We start from the raw sequence: 24,237 nt of genomic DNA on the forward strand, positions 1-24,237 counted from the left end.
TAACAGGAACTGGAAATCCGAGAAGTTACTTGCCGAACAAGTGCTTAATTTGCCAACAACGTCAAAGTGGGGATATTTAAAGGCATTTTATATCAAAAAAAATCTCATTGCGAAAAAAGGATTTTTTTACCACAAGGAAGAAATTTAATAAGTCTGGAAGGAGAATAACTATGAAAAATGGATTTTGGCTACTAAAGAAAGCCATAACTAAAGCACTTTATAGTTTGGCATTGATAGGAACTTCCTTGCTTGGTATAGCGTCTCTACTTTCTTTCACAGCATTATTTAACTTTGATAGAAAGAATGGTGAACATTTAGCACTATCGATTGATGGATTTCTGCAGCAATTTCAAATGATCTTCAGTCAATTATTAGATTTCAGCTTCAACAGTGTTTTAGATTACGCAAAAAACCCTAATGTTTTGGATGGATTTGTGAATTCTTATCAGGTACTTGGCATATCACTGGCTACAATCATCCTACTGGGTAGTATGATCGGATTCCTGGTCATACTATCGCCTATAAAGCTAAGGAAAAGATTGCATCATTTTTTGGATCATTTTGAAGGGCTTCCCGATCTTCTGTTTATTTTCATTATAAATATGATGAATATCTATCTGTTGAAGGAATTTAACTTTAAAATTTTTCCTATGTACGGCTTTGGATCTTCACAACCAATAGCATTTCCTGTCATCGTTACATCTTTCTTGCCTGCCATCCTTTATGGCTTATATCTCATAAAATGTATGGAAGAGGAGGAACATGCTCATTACGTTCATTTAGGATTTTCCAAGGGTTTATCCAGGTCCTACTTATATTTTGCTTACATACTTCGGAATATCCTGCCAGTTTTAACTCTTAAATTCCGGATCATTCTTTATATGCTGCTCTCCAACCTGATCCTGGTTGAGCATATGTACCATTATGAGATGACTCTTACAAACCAGATTCTTTATCAGGTTTTCAGGGGTGAACATGTATTGCCGCTAATCTATGGAATTGGCATTTTGATTCTCCCAATAATCATATTCGAGTCTCTTATGAAACTAGTAGTCAGACAGACTGTGATCAGGAAAAGAGGAGAATTCCAGTTATGAGATTGCGAACATATCAAAGAACGAAAATCAGCCTTGGGATCTTGCTGGTCTTATTGATCGCCAGTATTTTATACGATTATATCGGTCCGGAGGATTATCGCTCGATGCTTGACCAACTATATGACAACAACGGAAACGTCCTGGAAAATCCGCCTTATCCACCTAGTAAAGAATATATCCTGGGGACTGACCGTGATGGACGGGATAATTTGCTATTGATCCTTGATGGTTTAAAATATACCATCGCGGCCGTATTGATTGTATCTCTAGCAAGAGTAGCACTCGGTGCAGCAATGGGAATAATCACGGAAACATGGGCACCCTTCATTAAACCATTTGTCCAGGCTTTCTTCCTGCCGTTTCAATATATTCCTTTACTGCTGCTCGCTGTGATTTTAATGGATGCTGTCATATTTACTTTTAACGAAATACCCGTTATCGTCAAAATCGAATACCAGTTGATTGTATTATTCCTTCTCGGCTTTCCGGCGGTATTTTTCTTCACCGCAGATTTAGTGAAAGAAATCAGCACGAAATCATACGTGACAAGTTCAGCACTGTTAGGGGGAAGTAAATTTCATATTATAAAGATACAAATCCTGCCTCATTTAAAACCGCATTTGGTCTTATTAATTGTCCAACAGGTTCTACAAACATTGCAGATTTTGATGGGATTAGCTCTATTCCAGCTCTTTCTCGGTGGACGTCATGAGGAAAAGATATATAATACGCATTATCCTAAAAGCATTACCAATGAACTTGCGGGCCTTACAGGACAAAATTTCTGGACTCTTAAGAGTGCACCATGGGTAGCATTCAGTTCCCTGGGCTTGCTGCTGATTATTTTCATTCTTGTTATTGTAATTAAAAATGAAATAATCACTAATATGGAAAGCCAAACAACCCAATCCGGCATATCTGTTCCTAAAATAAAGCAACGGGATCTCGAAGGAGACGCGGGTAACATAACTCCTGCAAAATTCATCCCAATCAAACAAAAGGTGCTCGATCAATAGATCGGCACCTTTTATCCTAGTTAGACATCGCTTTATTATTAAAAATGTTATGAATCGGGTTAAGCAAAACAGCTCCCATTCCCTGAATGATGGTTTTAACGATAACCTGGCCTAGAATTGCCGCGGGTACCGCTTCCCATGGAAGGAAGTTTGCACCAAGCGGGCTAAGGCCAATTATGACGAAAATGATTGAATCAAGCAGGCCGCCGACCAAACCACTGTAGAATACTCTCCAGCTCATTGGCAGCTTGAGCCGTGTATAAATCTCTGTGTCAGTCGTTTCGGCGACAGCAAAGCTTAATGCAGAGGCAACGACTATATTAAGTGTATCGCCTAGAAGAAAAGATACGATGGCTGACAGGACAAGAGCCAGACCGATGAACATATAAGTTTTCTTACGCCCATACTTATTTTGTACAAGATCTCGAAAAATGAATGTAGCCCCTATTAGCAATGTTCCCATCGGTACGATGAACATGCCGAAATGAAGCGGTGCAAGCGCAGCTGTAATCACATTTGCCGTTATAATTGAAATTAAGTATAAAAAGATCCTCATGATTTTACCTCCGTCTATTAAAATCTTTATCTATTATTCATTTTTTTCCGACTGTCTCAAGGTACTCGGCAAGACCATTTTTCCTTAGCTGACAAGATGGGCATATCCCGCATCCTTCTGCAATGATTCCGTTATAGCAAGTCAGTGTTTTTGTCCTGATATATTCAAAAGCGTCCAGTTCATCAGCCAACTTCCAGGTTTGAGCCTTGTTCAGCCACATCAATGGTGTATGAATGACAAAGTTCTGGTCCATTGATAGATTAAGAGTCACATTCAACGATTTAATGAATTGATCCCTGCAATCCGGGTAGCCGCTGAAATCCGTTTCGCACACACCTGTTATGATGTGTTTAGCGTTCACTTGACTAGCTAGCACGCCTGCAAAGGATAAAAATAATAAATTTCTCCCCGGCACAAAGGTCGTAGGCAGATTTCCATCTTCCCCTTCCTTTACTTCAATATCATTCCGGGTAAGCGCGTTTGGCGCAAGCTGGTTAAGCAAACTCATATCCAGAACATGATGCTTGATCCCGAGCTCGCTTGCGATTTCTTTTGCGCATTGAATTTCTGTCCTGTGCCTCTGGTTGTAATCGAAAGTAACTGCCTCAACTTCTTCGAATTCCCTCATGGCCCAAAACAAGCACGTTGTACTATCCTGTCCGCCGCTGAACACAACAACTGCTTTTTCCTTTTTCATTAAAAAAACTCCTTTACAACAGAAAAAACAGCACCACTAAGACAGCAGTACTGTTTTCCCTTAGTTTTTTTGAGAGGGTAGCTAGAACCTCTTCCGCAAGAACGGAATATGTAATTTTGACATTTTCATTTTACCATACATTTTATAGATTAAAAGATATTTTTATTCCATTACTTTTTACTTTTACAAGGCCCTAACAAGATAGTTTATATGGTCAAGTTCTCTAACAGGGCATCTTGCTCATTCAAAATAATTTTGCAGGAATAAAATGAATACAGGCACCTACGTAAAATCAAAAAGGAGGATACAGATGGATATTGAGGCTTATTTTTCTAGAAGCCGTGAATTATTTGAGCAGCATCATGATGAGGATCACCCAGAGTGCCAAAATCCTGACTTTCCTGTCTCTTGTGGGTCAGCGGAAAATGAACAGCTGGAATCCAGTTCGAATCAATATTGCCATAGCTATAAAGATGATTGTGTACCCGTAATATTTGACCGTCGCTATAATTTCGCAGACCGGGAGCTATGCAGCAGGCATTTCAGCGTTCGTTTGGGTGGATTGCGCAATAAAATGGCTGCAGTCTTGCGAGGATATATCGGCTGCAATGTTGTCATTGGGACGGATTGTGACGATCACTTTAATAAGATTCACGGCAGGCTGACCTTCGTAGGAACTGATTTTGTGGAGATGGCTCTCCATAAATGCAAACAACACTCTAAAAAGAAATACAGGATGATACCTTTCGATACAATCAACTGGTTTGAAATGGATCAAGAAGAGAACGCCTGAGCAGAACTCAGGCGTTTTTCATTTTTTTCAGGTAGCAGCACGAGGAAAAAGGTATTTCGATCTCCTGGTCACTTTGGCTGACTAGATGGATTTTGCTGTTTTCACAACCTTTTAAAAGTCCTGTTTCCTTGCCTGTATTTGTATAAATCGTAACTTTTTGATCTGCAAATGTCTTAAGGTACATCGATAACTTAATCCTGAAAAAAATCTGGACCAATTCGGGATCTCCAGCGACGGTTTCTCCAAAATTGTAAGTCAGTTCCCTTCGAAAACATGGTTCAATATCTGCTAGTGGAGTATGGGATTTTGGAGGCTGATATGGCTTTTTAGATAAGACGAGACATGTACTTCGGAACGGTATTAGATACATCTTTCCATTCTTCTGGATCTGAACAAAATCACTGCCAACTAATTGTACAAATCCTTCAAGAAAATTCTTGCTCAACTTTTTCTTTTTCAGCCTATGCTTGCGCTTCAAGTTATTCTTCTTCGCCAGCCGTTTCTTTTTGGGCCTTTTTTTCGTCGATGACTTCTTGTTTATTACTTCTTCGATAGATTCTGTACTTTCACCTGATTGGTTCCCATCTGAATCAGAACACCTGATCTTGATTTTTACCATTTCCCCTGCCAGGCCATCAAATAAAATCCTGCGCCCGAGTTCGGACTGCTCATTTGAAAGACCCAGATCTAAAAGCATGCGATTGGCTCCGTCAATTTTTTCTTCCAGTTCATGCAGCCTTCCTTCCGGCAAACAAGATGTTGGAGATGGGAATCTCGGAGTTTCGATTACGTCAGGACAATCGTCCGGGAGACAAAAATCGTCTTTAGGACCGGTTCTCGATGAGGAACTGCTTTCCAATACTTCCTGGCTTGAAGACTCTTCGGCCGGGATTTCAATTTTATGCCTCTTTTTCATCGTCCCACTCCCCTTCAACTTCCTCAAGACGGGGCAGGTTTTCTTTCGAATCCTTATGGACCCGGAAGATTCCCCACATTCCCAATTCTATGTCCCAACGGATATTGCCAGAGCGGTACAAGTAATCCCCAGGTAAATTGAATAGTCCTCCTGCTCCACCAATCAAACGCAAATCATCAGTATGCCCCGTTATCATATGACCCAAAAAAGACTGGATTCGTGAATCAAGATCCTTACTATCGAACTTCCAATAATGTCCGTGCAAGTGGAAGGTATGCGATCTTCGCCTTTCTGCTGGTGTGGTAATTCGTATTACCACTGGCTCACCCGGATAAGCTTCGAATAGAGGGGTAGCGGGATCCCCGAAAATTTCTGAAGAGAAGAGTTCGTGCATTACTGGGTGTTCCCTGAATCGATTGATCAGCCTCTCACTTCGATAATTAAATCCCCTTGACCCATAATCGTACGTATCGACCTCTTCGAGTACCTCAGTATCTGGTATCACTCCATCCATCGGATCAATGATGACTTTACCATTCTTATCCTCCAGCCTTACACCATCGTGTAATATGAGGACAAATTCTCTTGTTGCCGGCAGTAACGGATGACGAAGAATCACATTTTCGCCTGTATTTATTTTTTCCATGCTGTGAGGATCAAGGTAAGATGTAAACCTCGATTCAGCAATAAATGCACCGAATGTCCCAAATGAACGGTGATTCCGGAGATCGGCCATATCCCACATCGAACACATTCCGAACTGTCCGTCTACAAACCATCTATACGTGATTGTTTCGCCAGGACCAACTGTCTGGTCAGGATTGTATCCAACAGTATCTCCGCTTGAAGTCTTTACATCATAGTTCAACAAGCTGGTATGAAGTGAAATCCTTAGTGAGGGAGGATAATAGGATTGTTCTTTAACAGGCGGGTACGGATGGATTCCGTCTGGAAAAGGAAAGAGTTCCTTCTTTAACTCACTTGTCAGGGTTACTTCAACAAGGTCACCCACGTTCGCCCTCAGGATAAGTGGCACGGGATTCTTTTTGCCTGATAGGATATCTTCCACATCCTCTTTTAATGCAAAAATAATTCCATATGGGTCATGATCGCCATAAGAATTATATTTAATCGGTGTCTGGAATGCGACTACCTCGAACTTCTTGACTGGTGAACCAGGATAAGCGCCTGGAGGGAGACTGGACAGAGGATTTGCTTTCTCAGGCGGTTTACCCGTAGGCTTTGGAGTTTCACCTGGCCCTTTTGGCGGCTCGCGGTCAGCCAATACGATCAAATCGTCTATTTTCCCGCTGTACGCTCGGATTAACCCCCATGTCCCGAGCCATACATCTTCCTCATCCTCAAATGCCCATAGATAATCACCTGAGCCTGGTATTTCAGTCTCAAATGTAAAGGATTCCGAAATCCCGATATGCTGCTGCGCTTTCATGGATGAACCCAGGTCAGGCCGCTCTTCTTTCCATCTTAAACCATGAATATTGAAGCTGTGCGATTCCTCATGGGCTCCTTGCAATAGCCTGATCCTGATTGGGTCTCCTTCATACGCCCTTAAAATCGGTGTCACAGGGTCCCCGTGAACATAAGAGCTGAAGGAATAAGCAGGATCGCAATCTTCACCAAGCCTGAATTTCAGCGGTTCATTTTTAAAGTTAACACCAAAGACACCTGGGTCATCCTCTGATCCAGGATAATCTGGCGGCTGGATGGGTCGACCGTTTTTGTCAAATAAAAGGGCAAAGTCATGGACAAAAAGGGTTTGGTCCCGATAATCCGGAATCAATGGGTGTTCAACTGAAATCTGAGTACCACGATCCACCTCTTCACCCGTTCTTGAGTCAAGGAATTTCGAAAAACGCGGCTGGATTACGCCTGCTCCAAAAACTCCATGCTGCTGGTGTGAGTTGGCAAATAAATGGTCATGGAAGAAAAACGCTTTTAACTCGGTTTCGGCATACCATTCATAACGAATCGTCTGGCCAGGAAGGACTGCACTATCATAATTCCAACCTACATTTCCTCCGTCACAGGCGAGAACATCGAATTTTACAAAGTGAATATGGAAACCATTTTCATATGTCCTTGTCACCAGCTGGAAAGCATCGCCATCTAAAATATGGGGCATGCGATTTGTATAATTCATCCGTATACATGTACCAGCAGGAACATGGAATACAAGCGGCTCAGGCTCTTTCTTGCCTGAAAGGACATCGTCAAGGTCTTCATCCATCACATAAAACCTGGCTTTCGGGTCATGCCAGCCCTGTTTGTTATAGACTACTGGCATTTCAATTGCAGAGACATTAAACTCCACGACAACTGGATCCTGGTCAATGCATGGGTCAACGAAAACAGCCCCCGGACGAGGGTTTTCAATCCCTGCATTCCGCTCCAGTTCGGTCATTTCCCTGCCACCGACAATACCCAGCGGCGGCCTTGGGGCTTTGTAGCCAACTTTTCCAGGTATGAAATTAGGGAAGCCCGGTTTTTCAGCAGTAGGTCTTGTCGGTGCGGGTCGGTCTGGTAAAGGCTTTAATGCCTGAATTCGGACACCATTTGGATAACACTGGCTTCCATCCTGCAGTGTGTCAAAAACCCTGTTGATTCCCCACATGCCTATGCCGAAATGGGGATACAGGTGGCAGTGGATGATGGAGTCACCGATTGCACCGTGAAGGCTCCCGAGACCATAGAGCGGTTGAATGGAATAATGAGTTTGGGGGCTTATGGACTGGGCATCGATTAGTTCAGCATTCATATTGCTGGAATCCCCCAGCCACTGATGAACATGATAATGAAAAACATGTGTTTCTTTGACACCGCCATGAATCAGCCTTATGACTGCAGGATCACCGACATACCCCCTGAGAATCGGTGTAGCTGGATCACCAAATACCCACGAGTCATGATGCACTTCTTCAGAATCACAGTCTGGGCATACAACTCCGGCATCTATTAATTTTTTCCGATTTGTCATAGGTTCATAGCGTAGATTCACTCCATGGAAGGACTCAGCTTCCTGGTTTGTCATCGGATTCAAAGGACGGTTTCCGGTCAGGTCCTTAATCTCCATTTCGTCATTGAAAAACCAGGCATATTCCCTGAAGGACGGAAGAAAAGGATGGTGTATATCGGCATAGACGCCACTGTTGATTGGCCCCCCAGTAACTGGATCTGTCCAGGAGGATCCCCTTTTTTCGACAAGCAGTGCTCCGAACAAACCCTGAACACTGGATCCTTGCTCGGTGCTTGAAATATTCCCCAGGTCAGTGAAGAAATGAATTCCTTCCTGACTAGCATTGAGTCTGTAAAGGATTTTCTCACCGGGTTCTGCGGTTGTATCCGGATTGTAGCCAGCATCCGCACCATCAGAAGTCAAAACATAGTAATCAGCTTCCTGAAAGTGCATTCCCGCTGAAAAAGGAAGCTGGTTCTCAAAGAGGATCTCTACAACATCTCCCTCATTCGCGCGAATCGTTAACGGTTGAACAAGGTCGATTGGCTTGAATGGGTTTTTTCCTACGAGTTCCTTAAGCTTTGTTTCATTTTCCTTCAGCACATATATTCTGCCATTAGGGTTGTGATCACCAAAGGTATTTACTACGATTCTCGTAGATATCCCCACAACATGATATTTTCTTAACATGGATTTCCCCCCTTCTTAGGATTTAATAGTCTTTAAGTTCCGGGATGGCAGGTGCACCAGGTCTTTCAATATAGAAAACCTCAATATTATGAATATGGATGTACCACTCCCTGTTTTCTAACTGTGCAAAGTGAGTGGTTTCCACATCAATCTTGACTGTATCACCGATTAATTCCTTGATTGTGCCAACAAACATATAGGGATAGGATGGCGAAATGACCAGCGACTTGTGGCCTATTCCATTTCTGAAATGTTCTAGAATGGCAGAGTCATGGATTTCATTCACATTTGTCATTTTTGAGTAATCTGTGGACATAAGAAAAATGCCTCCTTGGTCTCAGTGATTAAACTAGCGGTATTCTCATCGAGCAATCAATGTCTGGTGTAAAATGGGCGATTTTTTCAAAAGGGATGGATAATGGAACCGGGAACTTATGGAACGGTGCATTCAGAATTTTGACTGTAACAGGAGATAATGTTAAATGGCCAGGTTCCACTTCTGCTATTTTGCCGCAAAAAATCGGCCTGAAGGTTTGCCCCAGGATATTTAATTGTGATGATTCCGTAATGATCAGAATTTGATTGCCCATTTCTCCCTTAAAAAAATCAAATAGAGGATCATTTACCTCTACAGCACTGGATGTTGGCATTAAAGATTTAATTTGTGACTCATGCAAGCCGCTTCACCCTTTCGTAAATAAAACTTTTTATATCGTTATTTAAACATACTCTTAATCATGTTCTTCCCCAATAAAATCAACTGTGCAAAAAGGCGGGCAGAACAAATATACGTAAGATCACTGAAGGCAATTTCCCTTTTTGAACCATAGGATTGCAGTAAAAAACAATCGTCAGAGACTGAAGCGATTCTCCCTATTACAGTCTCATCAGGTAAAACCGCCTTTACCCAAACTCCTTGATATCTCTCAAGATTTCCTTTAAGTGACTCTTCATAAAATTGCTGAATCAAGACCTCCCGTTTGGCAACGGTCTCACCAAAATTGGTAGTCAGTTTTCGCTTCAGATCATTATCATAAATGAAATTTTGGTGCTCGCCTTCGTAAGTCGGCACACCGGATGGAGAGTTTGCTGATCTAACGGATTTGTATGGGATCCATATCCGCTCCTTTAAATTCGTCAATGTAACAAAATCCCTTCCGATAGCACTAACCTTTCCGAAGATCTCCTTTATATGAGCTTGGTGGTCCATATAGACTATTACTTCCTGGTTCCTTTTCATCTTAAAAAATTTCTTTAAAATCAATGATTTTTTAAATTGGGGAACTGCATTCGCCAATGTCTGAAGGTTTTTTTGTTCCAGGTACTCCGAAATGATTTTATTCTCTTCAAGTGAAGTCGCACCAGGCGGGGATGTGATGCGATCTCCCACTTCATGGATTGGATCAATATTCCCGGCTTCATGTTTTCTTTGCTCTAAAAGATTTTTCAAATAATCCGAATGGCGCATACCCGTTTTCAACAAATTGCCTCCTTTCGAACAGATTTTCCCATTATCTTATGAGGCAAATATCATAAATGTCATTATAATTGGCAAAAAATTCAAACACCTCATTTTTAATTATGAATACATTGAACAGTAGAGGTGATGCGTCATGCCAGAATGGATTGTGATTTTTTACCCAATTAATTTCTTATCTGCATATGTACTATATATTTTTCTCTACAATCGCAGGAAGCGAATAGGCTATCATTTAGGAATGAACATAACCATGGTCGCCAGTGGCGGTTTGGCTCTTGGAACCGGGATAATCTTTATCAGCCTATATCCTTTTTATTTTTTGGAAGCGACATTATTATCAGTGATTATTGGTTGTCTTTCAGGCGTCTTGTTTGGGAAACTCTTTGACTATCAAACATTATTGACTGGATTTATCACTGGATTGATGATGGGAATCATGGCGCCTATGGTAGGGGCTGCGGCATTGGAAGGTGTTATGTTCTTAATCATGATCGAGGCTTTCATTATCAGCTGTTTTTGCTTAGCTGCCTCCTCAGCCTACAAAACCTGAGTTGGTAAAATTGGGGGTGCGTCTATCGTATGACCATATTATTGATATCCGTTACTTTCATCAATTTCATCATAGGATCATGGCTTTATTTTAAACTTCGAAGGTCGAAACTACTTTTTAGTGACAGATTCGGTTATTCAGCTTCCTATTTTACTAGCAGCATAGCGGGACTGGTTGCTTCGCTGAACCTTACACTACTTTTCCCATCGCAATTTGAAATTGTCGGAGTGCTTAACATATTGCTTGGCATCACGATAGGTTATTTTTATGGCTCATTGTTGAATGAACAATCCTTGATCGCAGGTATCTATAACGGCGGCATAAGTGCGATAATGGGAACCATGCTTGGGGCGGTAGTCAGAAAGCCGGCCATTTGCGGGCTGCCTGAAAATATCGTTTCTGAACAGGAAATGATGGTTTTCTTTACCCTTTTCAGCCTCTGTATTCAGGGGATAGCTGCCTTATTGCTTCTATTTTCATTCAAGGCTTGAAGTATTTAATAGACTTAGCTGCAACAGGGAAAATTGAAATTGGGCAGAAACAGATAAAGCAGCCCGGATTATGCAGGCTGCTTTTGCTTATTTTATCGAAAAGCCGTCAAATAATCTTCCCCCGAAGGGTCCTAAAATCTGATCGGCCAATCCTGTGACTTTGTTTTTATTACCTGTGTTGTAATAATGGGAAAAGGCTTCTACAAATTGTTGTGTGAATACAGGGTCAAAACGATTTAATTCCCTCACCACCCATTTTGACTTGCCGACCCATCGCTTGTTTGTCCTTAACACAAATTCTTGAAGCTGTTCAGCCAGCGTACCTGCAATGAAGATTTCCTCTGCTTTGTTATCAGACCCAATGAAATCATCAAGCGTATCGGTTATGAAATATCGTTTAAATTCAATCTCCTTCTCGCTCCACTCCTCTGGTCCTATTTCAATCATTCTTTTTGCTTCTTCAATGATCCCTTGAAGAAAATCGCTTTCCTTGATAACCATTCCTTCCGCAACCATTCTCGGTAAACTTGGTCTCGCTCTTTTAATATCACTCTCGAAAAAAAGCTTATAAGAAACGAAATTATGGACAAACACCTCAATTGGCCATCCATAGGCAATTAATGACTCTCTGTATGCTGCTGGAACAGTCTTATCGAATATCACGATATCCAAATCAGAGGTGTCCGTTGCTTCTCCCCTTGTGACACTCCCAGCTAAAAGCGCTGCGTCGCAGTCAGGAAAATGTTCCTTAACGAACATTTCCGCTGTTACAAAAGGTGTTAACCTTGCTTTCTTGTTCATATGCAATCCCCCAATTTTTTCTATATAAAGTCATTATTGATTATATAATACCTTTTGTCGACAAAATTGCGAATGTTTTATAAGACAACCGGAGTGGTATCCTAAATTATAAAAATGTAGTTTTAGGAGGATATTACTTATGTCGTTACAATTGAATAAATGGCTCATTCCTGCCAGTTTGGCAATCGTGCTCATCACTGGCTGCAAAAGTAATGAAGCAGAACAAGGGGTGAAAGAAATAGAGGAAGAAACAAAGAATGCAGCTGAAGAGACAGAAGAGAAATCAAAGGAGGCAGTCGAGAAAGTAAAAGCAGAGGCACCCGGAATTATCCAGAACATGAAAGATACGTATAAAGAAAGCGAACAAGAAGTGAAAGACAATACACTTCAGGCCGGCGATATGGCAACAGTTAAAAAGGATGCCTACCTCGCACTCACACCCGAGGCATATGACGAGCTCTATCAATTAATTGAAATCAATGATATAGAAGGTGTAGACAAGATCGTACAGGATCATAAAGTGGAGGAAATCAAGCAAGGCAGTGAAGCCGAAATCCTGGAAAGAGATATTAGACGAACAAAAGTGAAACTGAAAGATTCCGGAGAAGAAGGATACCTCCCTACTACAATGCTTGAACCTGTGGAATAATAAAATTTGGCTTCCATTCACCTTATGATGACATATTTTCGGATGTGACTGCAGAAATGCAGCACCCATCGACCATATGAAGACACTTTATCGGGCGAGAACTGAAAAATGGAGCATCCATTGACCTAATGGAGACACTTTATCGGGTGTGATCGGAAAAATGCGGCACCCATCGACCTTATGGAGACACTTTATCGGGTGTGATCGGAAAAATGCGGCACCCATTGGCCTTATGGAGACACTTTATCGGGTGTGATCGGAAAAATGCGGCACCCATCCGCCTTATGGAGACACTTTATCGGGCGAGAACTGAAAAATGGAGCATCCATTGGCCTTATGGAGACACTTTATCGGGCGAGAACTGAAAAATGGAGCATCCATTGGTCTAACCGGCCAATAAAATGTGGCAATGGATATTCAAATTTCTATTGAGTATCTTGCATTCGATAAGATAATTCATAAAAATAAAGGCGACTCAAAAGGCTGTATTTATTCGACCTCTTGAGTCAGCCTCTTTTTTTGTCCTAATTGGATGTAAATGTATCCGGCATCACAACTGCGATGACTTCTCCTTTAGCACACAGTGTCTGACCAGCATATACTTCTGTTTCAACCCGATATTTTTTTGGATGGATCTCATGCACAGTACCTATGGCTTTTAATGCTGTTCCTTGAGGTGTCGGCTTCATGAAATCGACATGCAAGGATGCCGTTACAAATCTTGGCGGTTCGGCCCCGTCTCCAGGTTCAAATCCATTTTTACGATGAAGGTATAATGCAGCTGAACCAGTACCATGGCAATCCACAAAAGAGCCAATCACCCCACCATATACGAATCCTGGCAATGCCATATGTTCTTTTTTGGGATTGTAGATCGATACAGTTTTCTCTCCATCCCAGCCTGTCCGGAAATGGTGACCGTGCTCATTCATCCTTCCGCATCCGTAACACCACGCAAAATCCTCCGGGTATTCATCCTGGATGGCCTTCAATACTTTTTCTTCCATTGCGACTCCCCCTTGTCAATCCGTTATCTATATAAGTTTCTTCGAATAGTGTTTGAATTCCTTTAAAATTAATCGAATTACATCATTGCGAAAACAAATTGCTCTATTAGGGCAACACATTTTTATTTAAAACAGCCAAATGATAAGATTGATGTAAAATATTCTAGGAGTGATGGAATGAAGTACAGACGTTTAGGAAAAACAAACCTTGATATATCTGTGGTCGGAATCGGAACATGGCAATATGGCGGTGAGTGGGGCAAGAATTTCAAACAATATGAAGTTGATGCCATCCTGGAAAAAGCAAAAGAAGAAGGAATCAACTTCCTCGATACAGCAGAATGTTATGGGGATCACTTATCGGAAAGTCTCATTGGGGATTACTTGAGCCGCAGCAAGCGCGAGGACTGGATTGTGGCAACAAAATTCGGACATCATTTCCATGGTAATTTCGAAAGGACCCGGCACTGGAGTGTAAATGAAGTAATAAAGCAGCTTGATTCTTCACTTAAAGCTCTAAAAACAGATTACATAGATTTGTATCAGGCTCACTCATGTACAGACGAAGAATTCAACAATGACGAACTATGGACAATGCTTGATAAGCAACTGGAAAAAGGAAAAATCCGCAGCCTCGGAATATCACTGCGATCGAATGAAGAAAGCTACCAAACGGATCATGCTTCTGACGTAAAAGCAGGTGCCATCCAGGTCGTCTATAACCGCCTTGACAGGAAGCCGGAAGAACAGATCTTCCCTTCTAGCCAAAATCAAAATCTGGGGGTACTTGCCAGGGTTCCGCTGGCAAGTGGATATTTAAGCGGAAAATACAAACCAGGTGCGACCTTCAACTCTGATGATGTCCGCTCAAAACATAACAGCGAAGAAACAGCAATCCTACTCAAGCAGGTGGAAGAGATCCAACAAAACGAGGTCCCTGAAGGTGTTCCAATGGCCACTTGGGCATTATCCTGGGTCTTGAAACACCCTGCAGTAACTGCCGTCATTCCAGGCTGCAAGTCACCAGAACAGGTGGAGCTAAACGCTAAAGCAGCGCAGCTAGCCGACGATAGCCATCCTCAGAGTGTAAAATAATCGGATTTTGCCCCGGCATATTGCTGGGGCTTCTTTATTTAATAATTACTTATAAGATTTCACTCTATAGACTAAGAACCTTTCATTCGGGTTATTTTCTGGTAAGTTCACTTCAAAGACTAATTCAAATGGTGTTTGCTTCTCCAAATAAAAGATATAGTCCTCAGATGGATAATATAGAATCAAATCGATTTCCCTTTGATATTGCTCAAAAGAGATAAGGATATTTTTTACCACTTTCATCAAGATTTGAACCGTAAAAGGATTAAAGAAATAAAACTTATTTTCATAAGGTGAAATTTCATATTCTTCCGCCAAAACGCAAAAAAAATGTATTCTATCCGCTCTGTTTCGATAGTTCTTTAAGTAATTCTGTTTGTTTCCGAGGGCTTCCATGTAGAATGCTTCATTCATTTCGATTCCGGCAACATGGCTATTGAAAAGATCATTCAGGTAAAAATTGAGCCTTCCTTTCCCACAGCCAAAGTCGACTACATGGTCATCCCGGGTTACTTTATATTCATTGAAAAACTTCTCAAGCGCACTATACGGTGTGGGTTCATACCGATGGTAATGCAATGAAGTCATGAATCCTTTTTGGTCACCTGTTGTTTTTACATTCAGCCATTTATCCCATTGTTGATCATTCATTAGCTTAAGCCCCATTCTTAATACATCCGTTTAAAAACTATATCCCAATTTTTAAGAAGCTGCCTGTCACCAAAAACCGGTTAAATTATAGATCTTTGTTTTTCCGACATCTAACTTCCTGCATCTTTTCATAAAAGCTTTCTTCCAAATCTATATCAAAGTAGTTATAAAATTTCAATAGATACGCGAGGCAATCAGCCAGCTCTTTGCCCATATCCTGTTTGATGCTCTCTTTCGCAGCGGCGAACGCCTCTTCTTCCCCCAATCCCTCCATCACCTTCATTTGTGTGAGATTAAAAGCGTTCCTCAACTCCTCCGCTACTTCCGCTACTTCAGTAGTCAGAAGTAAATAGTTATTCAACAATGACTCTCTGCTCTTAGTATAGCTTTCTTTATTGATTTCCCAGCCCATTTCTTTTTGATAATCTTTTGTATATGCCTGTAACTCTTTCATTTCCGCACCTCTTTCGGTAAAATTATCCTGTTGTGATTTCGGCATTCATAAAACATTTTAACTTATATATTTCAACATAACTATTATCATGAGGGGAATTGGGGCAAAGGATGTTATCGGGAAAAATGAAAAGAAATAGAGCAGTAGTGGCGGGCGGAAGCATTGCAGGCAAGCTTGCTGCAAGGGCCTTGTCAGAGTATTTCAATGAAGTGATAATAATAGAAAAAGATAAAGATGCTGATTCTATCACCAACAGGAAAGGCGTTCCGCAGAGTGTCCATGGTCATGTTCTGCTAAAAAGTGGTGAAGAGATCCTAGAGGAGTTTTTCCCTGGAATCATTCAGGAATTATCCCAAAAAGGAGCGAGGAAATCTGACTTTGCGGGAGATCTCCTTTGGTCACATCACGGCAGCCAAAAGGTCCGCTTTGATTCTAACGTGTTCATTAGCCAGCAAAGCCGCCCATTACTTGAGAAGCAGATACAGAAAAGGCTGGAAAAGGTATCGAATATTCATTTTCGATTCGGCTGCATAGTGAAGAATATATTAATGGATAAAAATGAAGTTAAACGGGTTGTTTTTGAGGATGAAGAGGGCTTGATTACGGAACTATCAACAGACTTAATAATCGATGCATCAGGGGCTGCCGCTCTCCATAACCAATGGCTGAGGGGCTTAGGATTTGGAGTTCCTCCTAAAACAGAAGTTAAGGTGAATTTATTTTATGCCAGTATGGTGTATAAAGGATTCTCTCCTGGATCAATTGATTGGCATAGTCTTCTCGCTTATCCTAATCCTCCGGAGATTGATCGCGGCGGAACGATTTCCCCTATTGAAGGGAATCGAATGCTGGTAACCCTGATCGGCTATGGGACGAAAAATATCCCTAATGATTTAGACAGTTTTATGCAGTATGCAAAGACACTTAAACAACCTGATTTTTATAAAGTGATAAAAAATGAAATACCTTGCTCTGAGGATATAGAGGTCTATCGTTTCCCTGCCCTTCGCCGTTACCATTTTGAGAAGCTTAAGGATTTTCCTTCAGGCCTGCTCGTGTTAGGTGATGCTGCTTGCCGGATTGATCCTGTTTTCGCACAGGGAATGAGCCTTGCTGCAATGGAAGCTAAGGCTTTGAAGGAGCTATTAATGATGCAGACAACCAAGAAACGGTTAACAAAAAGCTACTATGAAAAAGTCGGGAAAATCCTTGAAATTCCTTGGCTGATTGCCTTAACAGAAGACTTTCGTTTTCGAACGACCAGCGGAAGAAAACCAATAGGTCTGCCTATTTTGCAATGGTTTGTAAAGAAAGTCGTGGCAGCTAGCGCTTATAATGAAGATGTATACACTCAGTTCATCCAGGTACTGCATCTGAAAAAGCATCCAGTCACCCTTGCTAACCCCTATATTCTAGCTAAAGTGTTTAAAGATTCTAAGTAAACTAAATTGCCCCCGACTATCAGATAATCGGGGGCCCTCCTTGCCATTATTTTATAATGAGTCTTCAATAATTCTGAAAGTTTTTAAAAATTGAAGTATTTCCCAATCCCTTTTTGTCCTTTTACCTCCAAAAGTATGTTACCATTTGGGAATAAGCAAAATTCGCCAGGGCTATTCGACTTTTCTTAGTCACCCCTTTTTTTCGGAAGGAGAGAAGAAATGGAGAAAATTAGTGTTTTCCTGGATGACTACCGCAAACCACCTGAGGGCTATGTTTTGGCAGAAACGATTGATGAATGCCTCTATCTGCTGAAAAACTTCGACATCGACCATCTTTCACTGGATCATGATCTAACCAGCCATGTGAGAAATGGCTTAATGCTTGTAGAAATAATGATTCAAAAGCAATTGTATGCCAATCGAATTACAATCCACTCGGCAAACTCAGCGGGCGGTAAAGCAATGTATAATTGTTTCAAACAAGCCCAACATGACTACCTTATGCCTCAGTCGATAAATATTAACTTGCGCCCCATGCCCCTGAATCCCTTTATTTCACGAATGTTGTCCATTTATAAAAAATAAATATTCTATTAGCAAGTTTTGAATGTGTGATATTGCAAAAAGGAAGAGCAATGTTCTCACACATTGCTCTTCCTTTTTTAAAATCTGCGTGCATACCATTCTCGTGCAGCTTCAACCTCACTTAGGGTCAATTGATGCCCGCTGTTCTCCCAATGCATTTCTACATGAGCATTGGCTTTAAGCAATAGAGATTTCAACTCCTCTGACTCTGATGCTGGACAAATCGGGTCGTTCTTCCCGGCAGCTAAGAACACCTCTGTACCTGAGAGTTCAGGAAGTTCAATGCCTCTTCTTGGAACCATTGGATGGTGGAGGATTGCTCCCTTAAGGGCATTCTTATAATGAAAAAGTAAGCTAGCGGCGATATTGGCTCCATTTGAATAACCAACTGCAACAATGTTACCCCTGTCAAGGTCATATTTTTCCGAAGCTTCATCCAAAAAATCATGAAGTTCCTGAGTACGGAAAATTAAGTCATTTTCATCGAAAACACCCTCAGCAAGCCGTCTGAAAAAACGAGGCATTCCATTTTCAAGGATATTCCCACGAACACTTAATACAGTTGCTTCCGGGTCAATCATATTCGCCAATGGAAGAAGATCGTTTTCATTTCCCCCAGTGCCATGCAGCAACAATAAAGATGGTTTAGATGAATCCGTTCCTTTTTTAATAATATGTTTCATTTCAAGTCTCCTTACTTTTCAAAGTTACCTTCAGCACCTTGTATATATCTCGAATTCAAGATAATTGTATTAATTAAAGGCCTTTCTGTCAAGGAAGCGCATGATGAAGAATCGTGAAACCAACAAATTTGTTTTTCCTATACAAAATATAATCGCAGTAGCTGCAATCTTAAATGGTATCAAAAGACAAAATATATGCGCTTACCGTGACAGCAACAACAATGAGGACGGCTGCAAGCCAAAACTCTATGTCTAAAAACAAAATGGTGCCCGTAATCGAAATCCACATTAAGCTAAGGCTAAGCACCTTATTTTTAAGTGTGATTCCGTTTTTCTCACGGAAGTCCTTTATATACCCGCCTAACCATTTGTTCTTGATTAATTTTTGGTACAATTCATCTGAAGCCTTCACATAACAGACTGCACCCAGCAAGATCAGCGGTGTAGTTGGTAAGAGAGGAATAACAATCCCAATCACCCCCAGGGTTATTGAAAGTGTCCCAATGATGATCAACAAAGCTTTTACTGCGAAGTTCACCTTATATTCCCCCAGAATTATTTTCTACGATTTCTTCACAAACATGTTGCTAACGAAATGTTTTTCCCGAAATCAAAATATAAATGGATTTACTCAAACTGGCTGTTTGGTATGCCAGCCTCTATGTAACTTCTGATTAGCTTCCATCCAAAGTCATAAGTAAATGTCTGAAAAAAGAGATTACAAGTTTCCATGTTTTTTCCGTCAACTGTCAGTTTAGCAATAATGATTGCCATTACCTCGTGTTCCCTTATCTTGATCCTGTTAAGTTCAATTAATTCCCATTCTGCCTTGTTGCTTTTTACAAAATTGAAACCTTGCTCCCAACCACTTATTGATTCATTATAGCCAAAATCAAAAATTTTCCCATCTGTAATTTCCCTTGCCTGGTATTCTGGTGAAATCAACGGTTTAAGCTTATCCAGGGATGAAGTATTCCAGGCATCAAGATATTTTTCCAGGAAACGATTAAATGAATTTTCCATTTTCACACCCCTTTTCACGACAATGACAAAATTATCCTATAACCTCACGTTGAATTCAATACCCTTACTGGCAAAAAACTAAAAAGCTGCTCCCGAAGGAACAGCGTATTATTTAAGTGTTATAGAATGTCTAGTGTAATAATGGCTATATCTATAGAAAAATTCCACTTGAGCCTCTTGGCCCTCAATAGAGAAAGTATAAATGGTTTTTGTGGGTTTCGATTGTTTTTCGTATGGAATTCCTTGTTCAATTGCAAATTTCTCTAAATGCGACTCGAGCTCTTTTTTCTTGATGGTACTAGGAGATTCCGATATAGATTGTTGTTTTTCCAACACAAAAGAATCAATACAGGAAGCTAAATCGTGTTTGCTTATGTTCATTATAATATATAATCATTCCTTTATAGTTAATTAATCCAATATTTGACAATAAAAAAAGTCAGAAAAGGACTATTTTTTCATTCATCCTTTTCTGACTTATGACTTGGTTCTATGCCCATTCATTGCTATCAGAATTAATATATTTGTTTGTTAAATATTTTCTCAATTAAGCAAGGTTAAGAGTTTTAACCTTTACCCTAATGAGTATATTACCATCATGTGATTGATTTATCAAGAGGTACTTTCTTTTATGGCTTCAATATAAATAAAGTATAGCTCTTGTCTTTGTCGAAGTTCCAGTCAACAAAGTAATCAATAATCTTAGCGTTTAAATACGTTTCATAAGCTCTTAGGTGTTTATTTATCACTTTCTTTTCAAGTTTTCTTTTTGCAATCTTCAAGGTTTCTTGGAAGCCTAAATGAATGAATTCTTTTTCCAGGCTGATCAGTATTCCGTGGCGGACAACAATCAGCGTCCGCTCGTTAAGCAGCTTTGAATAAGTTTTTTCAGGAGCCTTTTGAATCTCCATGCTTAGCTCAATTGTTTCCTCTTCAACAAGCTCTTTATTGTCATATGAGTGGGAATCGTCAGGCTGATCTTTTTCAAAAATAAATAAGAACATTCCTGATTTTTTGTCTAGGTTCCAGTCATAGTAAAATTCTTTTATTTTATCTTTTGTATTTGATTCGATATACGATTTTATTTCTTCTTCGAGCGTTTCCATCATCAAGTCTCTTGTTTTTTGGACATAGACGCTTTGTTGGTTAGAAAGGAGAGTATTCTCCATCGGGGATAAAAAGTTGGTAATGTAGATGGATACAAAAGGACCCGAGATTGTACAAAACACGTTACCGGGACCGCGCCCGAAATTCTCTCTTAACAACCGTCCTATATATCCGCTTATTTCTTTTTCCAGCAATGATACTTCCATAATATACCTCGCAATGCAATTTACTCCTCTACTACTATTCCCTTATGCAGGAGTGCCAAAACCCTCAATACACTGTATTTAATTTAAGACTAAATTGCAGATTTATGTATGATTCTTGTGGGTTTGCCGTTATATTTCATTCTGGCTTCAGGCATATTATTTTATAGTGAAGGAGGAATTGCCATGGCGAGTACTCATGAATCGATCAAGCTGACTGCACCCGAAATTTCATATCTCTGGACAACATATTTAACGGATTCGATGTCCATCTGTGTATTAAAGTATTATCTTCAGCACATAGATGATCCTGATATTAAGGAACTTTTAGACCATTCCCTTGATTTATCAACTCAGCATGTGGAAATCATTAAAGGAATATTCGTCCAAGAGGAAATAGCTGTTCCACAGGGATTTACCGACCAGGATGTAAACCTTAAAGCCAAAAGGTTATTTTCGGATATCTTTTACTTGCAATACATAAAAAACATGGCTAGTGGCGGTTTAGCCGGATACAGCAGGATGCTGCCAAATATATATCGCAATGATGTTAAGAGCTTTTACTCTAAAGCATTGACGTCCTCAATCGAGCTTGAAAAAGAGGTGACCATGCTTTTATTAGAAAAAGGCCTGGCTAAACGTCCCCCATTCATTCCTTATCCCAATAAGGTGGAGTTTATCAAAAAACAATCCTTTTTCCTTGAGGGATTAGGCCGCAGAGAAGCATTATCCGGTACCGAAGTCACCCACCTTCACTTCAATATTGAGACGAACCAATTAGGTGCAGCTATATCGACAGGCTTTAGCCAGGTTGCCCATACCAAGCAGGCGCGCAATTATTTCATAAGAGGAAAAGAAATAGCACTCAAGCATGCAAAGGTATTCAGGGATTATTTAGAAAAGAACTCCCTTCCTGCGCCAGCTGGAATTCAACAGGAAGTAACTGAATCGACCGAATATGTTTTTTCAGATAAATTAATGATGTTCCATTTCAGCATAATGATTTATTCTGGAATCGGAAATTATGGGATTGCTATATCTGAGAGTCAAAGAAGTGATCTTGTGATCGACTATTCCCGATTGAATGCAGAGGTCCTCAAATATTCTGAAGATGGAGTCAATATCATGGTTGCAAATGAATGGCTTGAGCAACCGCCATTATCAACTGACAGGCAAAAACTTACTAAAAGAAAGTAATTGTAAAAAAGCACTTCATATGGGTGTTTTTTACAATGAGAATTAATTGATATAGTTAATTCCCTTTCCTCATTAATAAGTATCGATATCCTCATGGTGCCACAGATACTCCTTAAGCGGCAAGGATCTTTCTGTACTGAATTTTATACCTTCTGATTCCAGCATAAGTTTCTGGGTATTGAATAGTTCTTCATCGCGCAGGCCGATTTCACCTTTCGAATTGATCACTCTATGCCACGGAAGATGATATTTATCTGACATTGAATGAAGGATCCGGACAACCTGCCTTGCCGCCCTTGGGCTTCCTGCACTCTTTGCTATCTGGCCATATGTCATTACTTTTCCAGCTGGGATTCCCTGTATGATTTCAATGACTTTAATAGTGAAGTCCGTCATATTTCCACTCCCTTTTCTACCAACCTAATATAACATAAAAATCCCTGGCCTTAGGCGAGGGATTTTCATGTTTAAGTTGAATATGATTTGAATTTTTTAATGATGACCCAGCACATGATCCCTATTAACCAGTAAATCGGAAAGGAATAAATATGTTTCCAGGTGATTTCTTTATAGATGTCTAGGTATACCATGAATGGTTCTGCTATAAAAGCCAGGAAAAGGGACAACACACCTGTGGCAATAAAAAACTTTTTGAATGACTGGCTGAATGCTTGATAAACGAACATAAAAGGAATGATGACAACTCCCACATCATAGGGATATAGCTGCGGATTTAGATATGGAGTGAGCCTGACCGGATATGTCCATACCATGGCGTTGCTTCCGATAGAATCCAGGAAGATCGCTGTTACTCCATAAAACAGACCGAACGCTGTATTTTCAATTAGCCTCGTTTTATCGACTCGCACCCACCAGATAATTGCAGGGGCAATGGATAGAACCACCAAAAACCACCATTTGTAGGTCAGGAAGTTATTCTCATACCAGTACGTCCTTAATACCTTATGATATTTCGCTTCCGCATCTAATAGTTCCTGAAGCGAGATGGAGCTTAAAATCAGCAAATGTTCATTCAATTGGTATCCAATTGCACCCAAAGTTGATAAAAGCACAAAATCACACCCTTTGTATATAGAGTGTGATTTTTGCTGCTTAATATGTAAAATCAAGTCAGTTTTTGATGCTTTATTTCTTTATATTTCGTAATGAGCTGATCCGGCTTTGCATTCGTAAAGAAGGAATAAACCCCTCTCGTTGTATGAAGATAAAGGAACCCTGTCATGCCTGACATTTTCTTAAATGTAATATCCAGGATATCACGCAAATAAAAAACGTCAGAAGCTGTGGTAATCCTGTCATGAAACATTTGTATCATTTGTTCGTTTTCTTCATAAACTTGTTCATTATCTTCAATCCTTCGATCCACTTTCAAATATCTATGTGAACAAAGCATACACAGCTTCTCCCTTCTGATCAGATTCCTACAAATTATTTTACACATGTTGTTTAGTAATAACTAATATATTTAACAATATTAACAGGTCTTCTTAAAAAGGGGGAGTTTTTTGAAATGCATTGGTGAACTCTTGGATCAGGAGAAGTATCGTGTCTACGGGAGAATAGCGATTATCGAAAATAAGGAGGCCGTGTTAAGGGTATTTGGTTTTAAAAGTGAAAAATGGCTTGATATATGGGATATTGATTCTCGAGTCCTGACTTTATTTTATAAATCCTATGAAGATGATTTTGATTGGTTCATTGTTGTATATGATTATATGGCTTTCTGTAGTGACAAAGATATAAAGGAAGCGATTATCTGGCACGAACTCGGCCATATTGAATACCCTGTTCCAGAACAGCAGATGAGCATTGAAAGTGAAATCCAATGTGATCGGCTTGCAATAAAAAATGGACATATGGTTGGCGTCAGTAAAATACTCAACCTTACTATGAAAATGGCTTCATCACTTAACCATGAAATTTTAACTCATATTACCCTGCAGCGGCAATTGGAACTGCCAGGATGAAAATTCCAACCTTTAAATATACCCGACCGGCAAACATTCCAATCGAAGAAAAAGAAAGAGGTCCCGAAAAACACTTTTTGGGACCTCCTTTT

At 40.3% G+C, this 24,237-nt stretch carries 29 protein-coding genes and 1 riboswitch; of the genes, 11 read left to right on the forward strand and 18 right to left on the reverse strand.

Annotation, left to right across the window (positions count from 1 at the left end; genetic code table 11):
- Positions 1–170 precede the first annotated feature (170 nt).
- Both RH061_RS12545 and RH061_RS12550 read left to right on the forward strand, forming a co-directional pair.
- Positions 171–1,097, forward strand: coding sequence for an ABC transporter permease subunit (locus tag RH061_RS12545; protein WP_311070597.1), 927 nt, complete (start codon positions 171–173; stop codon positions 1,095–1,097).
- Positions 1,094–2,113 carry a hypothetical protein gene (locus RH061_RS12550; protein ID WP_311070599.1) on the forward strand — a complete coding sequence of 340 codons (1,020 nt, stop codon included), beginning with the start codon at positions 1,094–1,096 and terminating at the stop codon, positions 2,111–2,113. The genes RH061_RS12545 and RH061_RS12550 overlap by 4 nt, the downstream gene beginning before the upstream one ends.
- A 16-nt stretch (positions 2,114–2,129) precedes the next feature.
- On the opposite strand, the gene RH061_RS12555 is transcribed toward RH061_RS12550, so the two are convergent.
- Complete coding sequence (locus RH061_RS12555) at positions 2,130–2,669, reverse strand: VUT family protein (RefSeq protein WP_311070602.1); 540 nt, start codon at positions 2,667–2,669, stop codon at positions 2,130–2,132.
- 37 nt (positions 2,670–2,706) lie between these two features.
- A complete protein-coding gene (queC, locus tag RH061_RS12560) occupies positions 2,707–3,366 on the reverse strand; it encodes a 7-cyano-7-deazaguanine synthase QueC (protein ID WP_311070603.1) in 660 nt (219 codons plus the stop codon).
- Between the two features lie 54 nt (positions 3,367–3,420).
- A riboswitch (PreQ1 riboswitch) is annotated at positions 3,421–3,463 on the reverse strand.
- Positions 3,464–3,676: 213 nt separating this feature from the next.
- Here queC and RH061_RS12565 point away from each other — a divergent pair.
- Positions 3,677–4,159: a hypothetical protein gene (locus tag RH061_RS12565; RefSeq protein WP_311070604.1), complete on the forward strand. Its 483-nt coding sequence runs from the start codon at positions 3,677–3,679 to the stop codon at positions 4,157–4,159.
- 7 nt (positions 4,160–4,166) lie between these two features.
- Here the strand turns inward: RH061_RS12565 and RH061_RS12570 are convergent, their stop codons facing one another.
- The 5 genes from RH061_RS12570 to RH061_RS12590 form a co-directional block, all read right to left on the reverse strand.
- Positions 4,167–5,075 carry a hypothetical protein gene (locus RH061_RS12570; protein ID WP_311070605.1) on the reverse strand — a complete coding sequence of 303 codons (909 nt, stop codon included), beginning with the start codon at positions 5,073–5,075 and terminating at the stop codon, positions 4,167–4,169.
- Positions 5,059–8,739, reverse strand: coding sequence for a multicopper oxidase domain-containing protein (locus tag RH061_RS12575; protein ID WP_311070606.1), 3,681 nt, complete (start codon positions 8,737–8,739; stop codon positions 5,059–5,061). The genes RH061_RS12570 and RH061_RS12575 overlap by 17 nt, the downstream gene beginning before the upstream one ends.
- Positions 8,740–8,761: 22 nt before the next feature.
- On the reverse strand, positions 8,762–9,055 hold the full coding sequence (locus RH061_RS12580) for a hypothetical protein (RefSeq protein ID WP_311070607.1): 294 nt from the start codon (positions 9,053–9,055) through the stop codon (positions 8,762–8,764).
- 28 nt (positions 9,056–9,083) lie between these two features.
- On the reverse strand, positions 9,084–9,329 hold the full coding sequence (locus RH061_RS12585; protein WP_311070608.1) for a hypothetical protein: 246 nt from the start codon (positions 9,327–9,329) through the stop codon (positions 9,084–9,086).
- A 125-nt stretch (positions 9,330–9,454) separates the two neighbouring features.
- Complete coding sequence (locus tag RH061_RS12590) at positions 9,455–10,219, reverse strand: hypothetical protein (protein WP_311070610.1); 765 nt, start codon at positions 10,217–10,219, stop codon at positions 9,455–9,457.
- Positions 10,220–10,352: 133 nt separating this feature from the next.
- Between RH061_RS12590 and RH061_RS12595 the strand changes: the two genes are divergently transcribed.
- Both RH061_RS12595 and RH061_RS12600 read left to right on the forward strand, forming a co-directional pair.
- Positions 10,353–10,769, forward strand: a complete 417-nt coding sequence (locus RH061_RS12595) for a hypothetical protein (protein WP_311070611.1) — start codon at positions 10,353–10,355, stop codon at positions 10,767–10,769.
- Positions 10,770–10,798: 29 nt separating this feature from the next.
- Positions 10,799–11,260: a hypothetical protein gene (locus RH061_RS12600; RefSeq protein ID WP_311070613.1), complete on the forward strand. Its 462-nt coding sequence runs from the start codon at positions 10,799–10,801 to the stop codon at positions 11,258–11,260.
- Positions 11,261–11,347: 87 nt separating this feature from the next.
- Here the strand turns inward: RH061_RS12600 and RH061_RS12605 are convergent, their stop codons facing one another.
- The gene (locus RH061_RS12605; RefSeq protein ID WP_311070614.1) at positions 11,348–12,061 is read right to left on the reverse strand and encodes a nucleotidyltransferase domain-containing protein; all 714 of its coding nucleotides are present in this window, start codon (positions 12,059–12,061) and stop codon (positions 11,348–11,350) included.
- Positions 12,062–12,200: 139 nt separating this feature from the next.
- On the opposite strand from RH061_RS12605, the gene RH061_RS12610 reads away from it, so the two are divergent.
- The gene (locus tag RH061_RS12610) at positions 12,201–12,710 is read left to right on the forward strand and encodes a hypothetical protein (protein WP_311070616.1); all 510 of its coding nucleotides are present in this window, start codon (positions 12,201–12,203) and stop codon (positions 12,708–12,710) included.
- A 524-nt stretch (positions 12,711–13,234) separates the two neighbouring features.
- On the opposite strand, the gene RH061_RS12615 is transcribed toward RH061_RS12610, so the two are convergent.
- Entirely contained in the window at positions 13,235–13,717 is a 483-nt protein-coding gene (locus RH061_RS12615) for a PaaI family thioesterase (protein ID WP_311070618.1), read from the reverse strand.
- A gap of 177 nt (positions 13,718–13,894) precedes the next feature.
- On the opposite strand from RH061_RS12615, the gene RH061_RS12620 reads away from it, so the two are divergent.
- Positions 13,895–14,812 carry an aldo/keto reductase gene (locus RH061_RS12620; RefSeq protein ID WP_311070619.1) on the forward strand — a complete coding sequence of 306 codons (918 nt, stop codon included), beginning with the start codon at positions 13,895–13,897 and terminating at the stop codon, positions 14,810–14,812.
- A 45-nt stretch (positions 14,813–14,857) separates the two neighbouring features.
- Here RH061_RS12620 and RH061_RS12625 read toward each other — a convergent pair whose 3' ends face one another.
- Both RH061_RS12625 and RH061_RS12630 read right to left on the reverse strand, forming a co-directional pair.
- On the reverse strand, positions 14,858–15,463 hold the full coding sequence (locus RH061_RS12625; RefSeq protein ID WP_311070621.1) for a methyltransferase: 606 nt from the start codon (positions 15,461–15,463) through the stop codon (positions 14,858–14,860).
- 85 nt (positions 15,464–15,548) lie between these two features.
- Positions 15,549–15,917 carry a MazG nucleotide pyrophosphohydrolase domain-containing protein gene (locus RH061_RS12630; protein WP_311070622.1) on the reverse strand — a complete coding sequence of 123 codons (369 nt, stop codon included), beginning with the start codon at positions 15,915–15,917 and terminating at the stop codon, positions 15,549–15,551.
- 125 nt (positions 15,918–16,042) lie between these two features.
- On the opposite strand from RH061_RS12630, the gene RH061_RS12635 reads away from it, so the two are divergent.
- Together RH061_RS12635 and RH061_RS12640 are read left to right on the forward strand one after the other, a co-directional pair.
- Positions 16,043–17,359, forward strand: a complete 1,317-nt coding sequence (locus RH061_RS12635; RefSeq protein WP_311070624.1) for an FAD-dependent oxidoreductase — start codon at positions 16,043–16,045, stop codon at positions 17,357–17,359.
- 219 nt (positions 17,360–17,578) lie between these two features.
- The gene (locus RH061_RS12640) at positions 17,579–17,944 is read left to right on the forward strand and encodes a cyclic-phosphate processing receiver domain-containing protein (RefSeq protein WP_311070625.1); all 366 of its coding nucleotides are present in this window, start codon (positions 17,579–17,581) and stop codon (positions 17,942–17,944) included.
- A 77-nt stretch (positions 17,945–18,021) separates the two neighbouring features.
- Here the strand turns inward: RH061_RS12640 and RH061_RS12645 are convergent, their stop codons facing one another.
- The 4 genes from RH061_RS12645 to RH061_RS12660 all read right to left on the reverse strand — a co-directional run bounded on the left by RH061_RS12645 (position 18,022) and on the right by RH061_RS12660 (position 20,963).
- A complete protein-coding gene (locus RH061_RS12645) occupies positions 18,022–18,627 on the reverse strand; it encodes an alpha/beta hydrolase (RefSeq protein ID WP_311070627.1) in 606 nt (201 codons plus the stop codon).
- A 169-nt stretch (positions 18,628–18,796) separates the two neighbouring features.
- A complete protein-coding gene (locus RH061_RS12650) occupies positions 18,797–19,165 on the reverse strand; it encodes a YbaN family protein (protein WP_311070628.1) in 369 nt (122 codons plus the stop codon).
- An 89-nt stretch (positions 19,166–19,254) separates the two neighbouring features.
- Positions 19,255–19,650, reverse strand: a complete 396-nt coding sequence (locus RH061_RS12655; protein ID WP_311070630.1) for a flavoprotein — start codon at positions 19,648–19,650, stop codon at positions 19,255–19,257.
- 629 nt (positions 19,651–20,279) lie between these two features.
- Positions 20,280–20,963: a Na-translocating system protein MpsC family protein gene (locus tag RH061_RS12660; RefSeq protein ID WP_311070631.1), complete on the reverse strand. Its 684-nt coding sequence runs from the start codon at positions 20,961–20,963 to the stop codon at positions 20,280–20,282.
- Between the two features lie 183 nt (positions 20,964–21,146).
- Between RH061_RS12660 and RH061_RS12665 the strand changes: the two genes are divergently transcribed.
- A complete protein-coding gene (locus RH061_RS12665) occupies positions 21,147–22,157 on the forward strand; it encodes a DUF3231 family protein (RefSeq protein ID WP_311070633.1) in 1,011 nt (336 codons plus the stop codon).
- A gap of 72 nt (positions 22,158–22,229) precedes the next feature.
- On the opposite strand, the gene RH061_RS12670 is transcribed toward RH061_RS12665, so the two are convergent.
- The 3 genes from RH061_RS12670 to RH061_RS12680 all read right to left on the reverse strand — a co-directional run bounded on the left by RH061_RS12670 (position 22,230) and on the right by RH061_RS12680 (position 23,571).
- On the reverse strand, positions 22,230–22,553 hold the full coding sequence (locus RH061_RS12670) for an MGMT family protein (protein WP_311070635.1): 324 nt from the start codon (positions 22,551–22,553) through the stop codon (positions 22,230–22,232).
- A gap of 71 nt (positions 22,554–22,624) precedes the next feature.
- On the reverse strand, positions 22,625–23,230 hold the full coding sequence (locus RH061_RS12675; RefSeq protein WP_311070637.1) for a CBO0543 family protein: 606 nt from the start codon (positions 23,228–23,230) through the stop codon (positions 22,625–22,627).
- Positions 23,231–23,283: 53 nt separating this feature from the next.
- Positions 23,284–23,571 carry a hypothetical protein gene (locus RH061_RS12680; protein WP_311070638.1) on the reverse strand — a complete coding sequence of 96 codons (288 nt, stop codon included), beginning with the start codon at positions 23,569–23,571 and terminating at the stop codon, positions 23,284–23,286.
- 112 nt (positions 23,572–23,683) lie between these two features.
- Here RH061_RS12680 and RH061_RS12685 point away from each other — a divergent pair, with 112 nt between their 5' ends.
- Entirely contained in the window at positions 23,684–24,145 is a 462-nt protein-coding gene (locus RH061_RS12685; RefSeq protein WP_311070640.1) for a hypothetical protein, read from the forward strand.
- The last annotated feature ends 92 nt before the right edge of the window (positions 24,146–24,237 follow it).

Source organism: Mesobacillus jeotgali (assembly GCF_031759225.1).
In the GTDB taxonomy this organism is placed as follows: Bacteria; Bacillota; Bacilli; order Bacillales; family Cytobacillaceae; genus Mesobacillus; species Mesobacillus jeotgali_B.

Coding starts and splice junctions, on each gene's coding strand:
- RH061_RS12605 (WP_311070614.1), bottom strand. CDS start 12,061: ATGAACAAGAAAGCAAGGTTAACACCTTTTGTAACAGCGGAAATGTTC.
- RH061_RS12545 (WP_311070597.1), top strand. CDS start 171: ATGAAAAATGGATTTTGGCTACTAAAGAAAGCCATAACTAAAGCACTT.
- RH061_RS12565 (WP_311070604.1), top strand. CDS start 3,677: ATGGATATTGAGGCTTATTTTTCTAGAAGCCGTGAATTATTTGAGCAG.
- RH061_RS12640 (WP_311070625.1), top strand. CDS start 17,579: ATGGAGAAAATTAGTGTTTTCCTGGATGACTACCGCAAACCACCTGAG.
- RH061_RS12600 (WP_311070613.1), top strand. CDS start 10,799: ATGACCATATTATTGATATCCGTTACTTTCATCAATTTCATCATAGGA.
- RH061_RS12615 (WP_311070618.1), bottom strand. CDS start 13,717: ATGGAAGAAAAAGTATTGAAGGCCATCCAGGATGAATACCCGGAGGAT.
- RH061_RS12570 (WP_311070605.1), bottom strand. CDS start 5,075: ATGAAAAAGAGGCATAAAATTGAAATCCCGGCCGAAGAGTCTTCAAGC.
- RH061_RS12595 (WP_311070611.1), top strand. CDS start 10,353: ATGCCAGAATGGATTGTGATTTTTTACCCAATTAATTTCTTATCTGCA.
- queC (WP_311070603.1), bottom strand. CDS start 3,366: ATGAAAAAGGAAAAAGCAGTTGTTGTGTTCAGCGGCGGACAGGATAGT.
- RH061_RS12680 (WP_311070638.1), bottom strand. CDS start 23,571: ATGCTTTGTTCACATAGATATTTGAAAGTGGATCGAAGGATTGAAGAT.
- RH061_RS12645 (WP_311070627.1), bottom strand. CDS start 18,627: ATGAAACATATTATTAAAAAAGGAACGGATTCATCTAAACCATCTTTA.
- RH061_RS12550 (WP_311070599.1), top strand. CDS start 1,094: ATGAGATTGCGAACATATCAAAGAACGAAAATCAGCCTTGGGATCTTG.
- RH061_RS12625 (WP_311070621.1), bottom strand. CDS start 15,463: ATGAATGATCAACAATGGGATAAATGGCTGAATGTAAAAACAACAGGT.
- RH061_RS12580 (WP_311070607.1), bottom strand. CDS start 9,055: ATGTCCACAGATTACTCAAAAATGACAAATGTGAATGAAATCCATGAC.
- RH061_RS12585 (WP_311070608.1), bottom strand. CDS start 9,329: ATGGGCAATCAAATTCTGATCATTACGGAATCATCACAATTAAATATC.
- RH061_RS12635 (WP_311070624.1), top strand. CDS start 16,043: ATGAAAAGAAATAGAGCAGTAGTGGCGGGCGGAAGCATTGCAGGCAAG.
- RH061_RS12670 (WP_311070635.1), bottom strand. CDS start 22,553: ATGACGGACTTCACTATTAAAGTCATTGAAATCATACAGGGAATCCCA.
- RH061_RS12555 (WP_311070602.1), bottom strand. CDS start 2,669: ATGAGGATCTTTTTATACTTAATTTCAATTATAACGGCAAATGTGATT.
- RH061_RS12610 (WP_311070616.1), top strand. CDS start 12,201: ATGTCGTTACAATTGAATAAATGGCTCATTCCTGCCAGTTTGGCAATC.
- RH061_RS12660 (WP_311070631.1), bottom strand. CDS start 20,963: ATGGAAGTATCATTGCTGGAAAAAGAAATAAGCGGATATATAGGACGG.
- RH061_RS12575 (WP_311070606.1), bottom strand. CDS start 8,739: ATGTTAAGAAAATATCATGTTGTGGGGATATCTACGAGAATCGTAGTA.
- RH061_RS12665 (WP_311070633.1), top strand. CDS start 21,147: ATGGCGAGTACTCATGAATCGATCAAGCTGACTGCACCCGAAATTTCA.
- RH061_RS12655 (WP_311070630.1), bottom strand. CDS start 19,650: ATGGAAAATTCATTTAATCGTTTCCTGGAAAAATATCTTGATGCCTGG.
- RH061_RS12630 (WP_311070622.1), bottom strand. CDS start 15,917: ATGAAAGAGTTACAGGCATATACAAAAGATTATCAAAAAGAAATGGGC.
- RH061_RS12620 (WP_311070619.1), top strand. CDS start 13,895: ATGAAGTACAGACGTTTAGGAAAAACAAACCTTGATATATCTGTGGTC.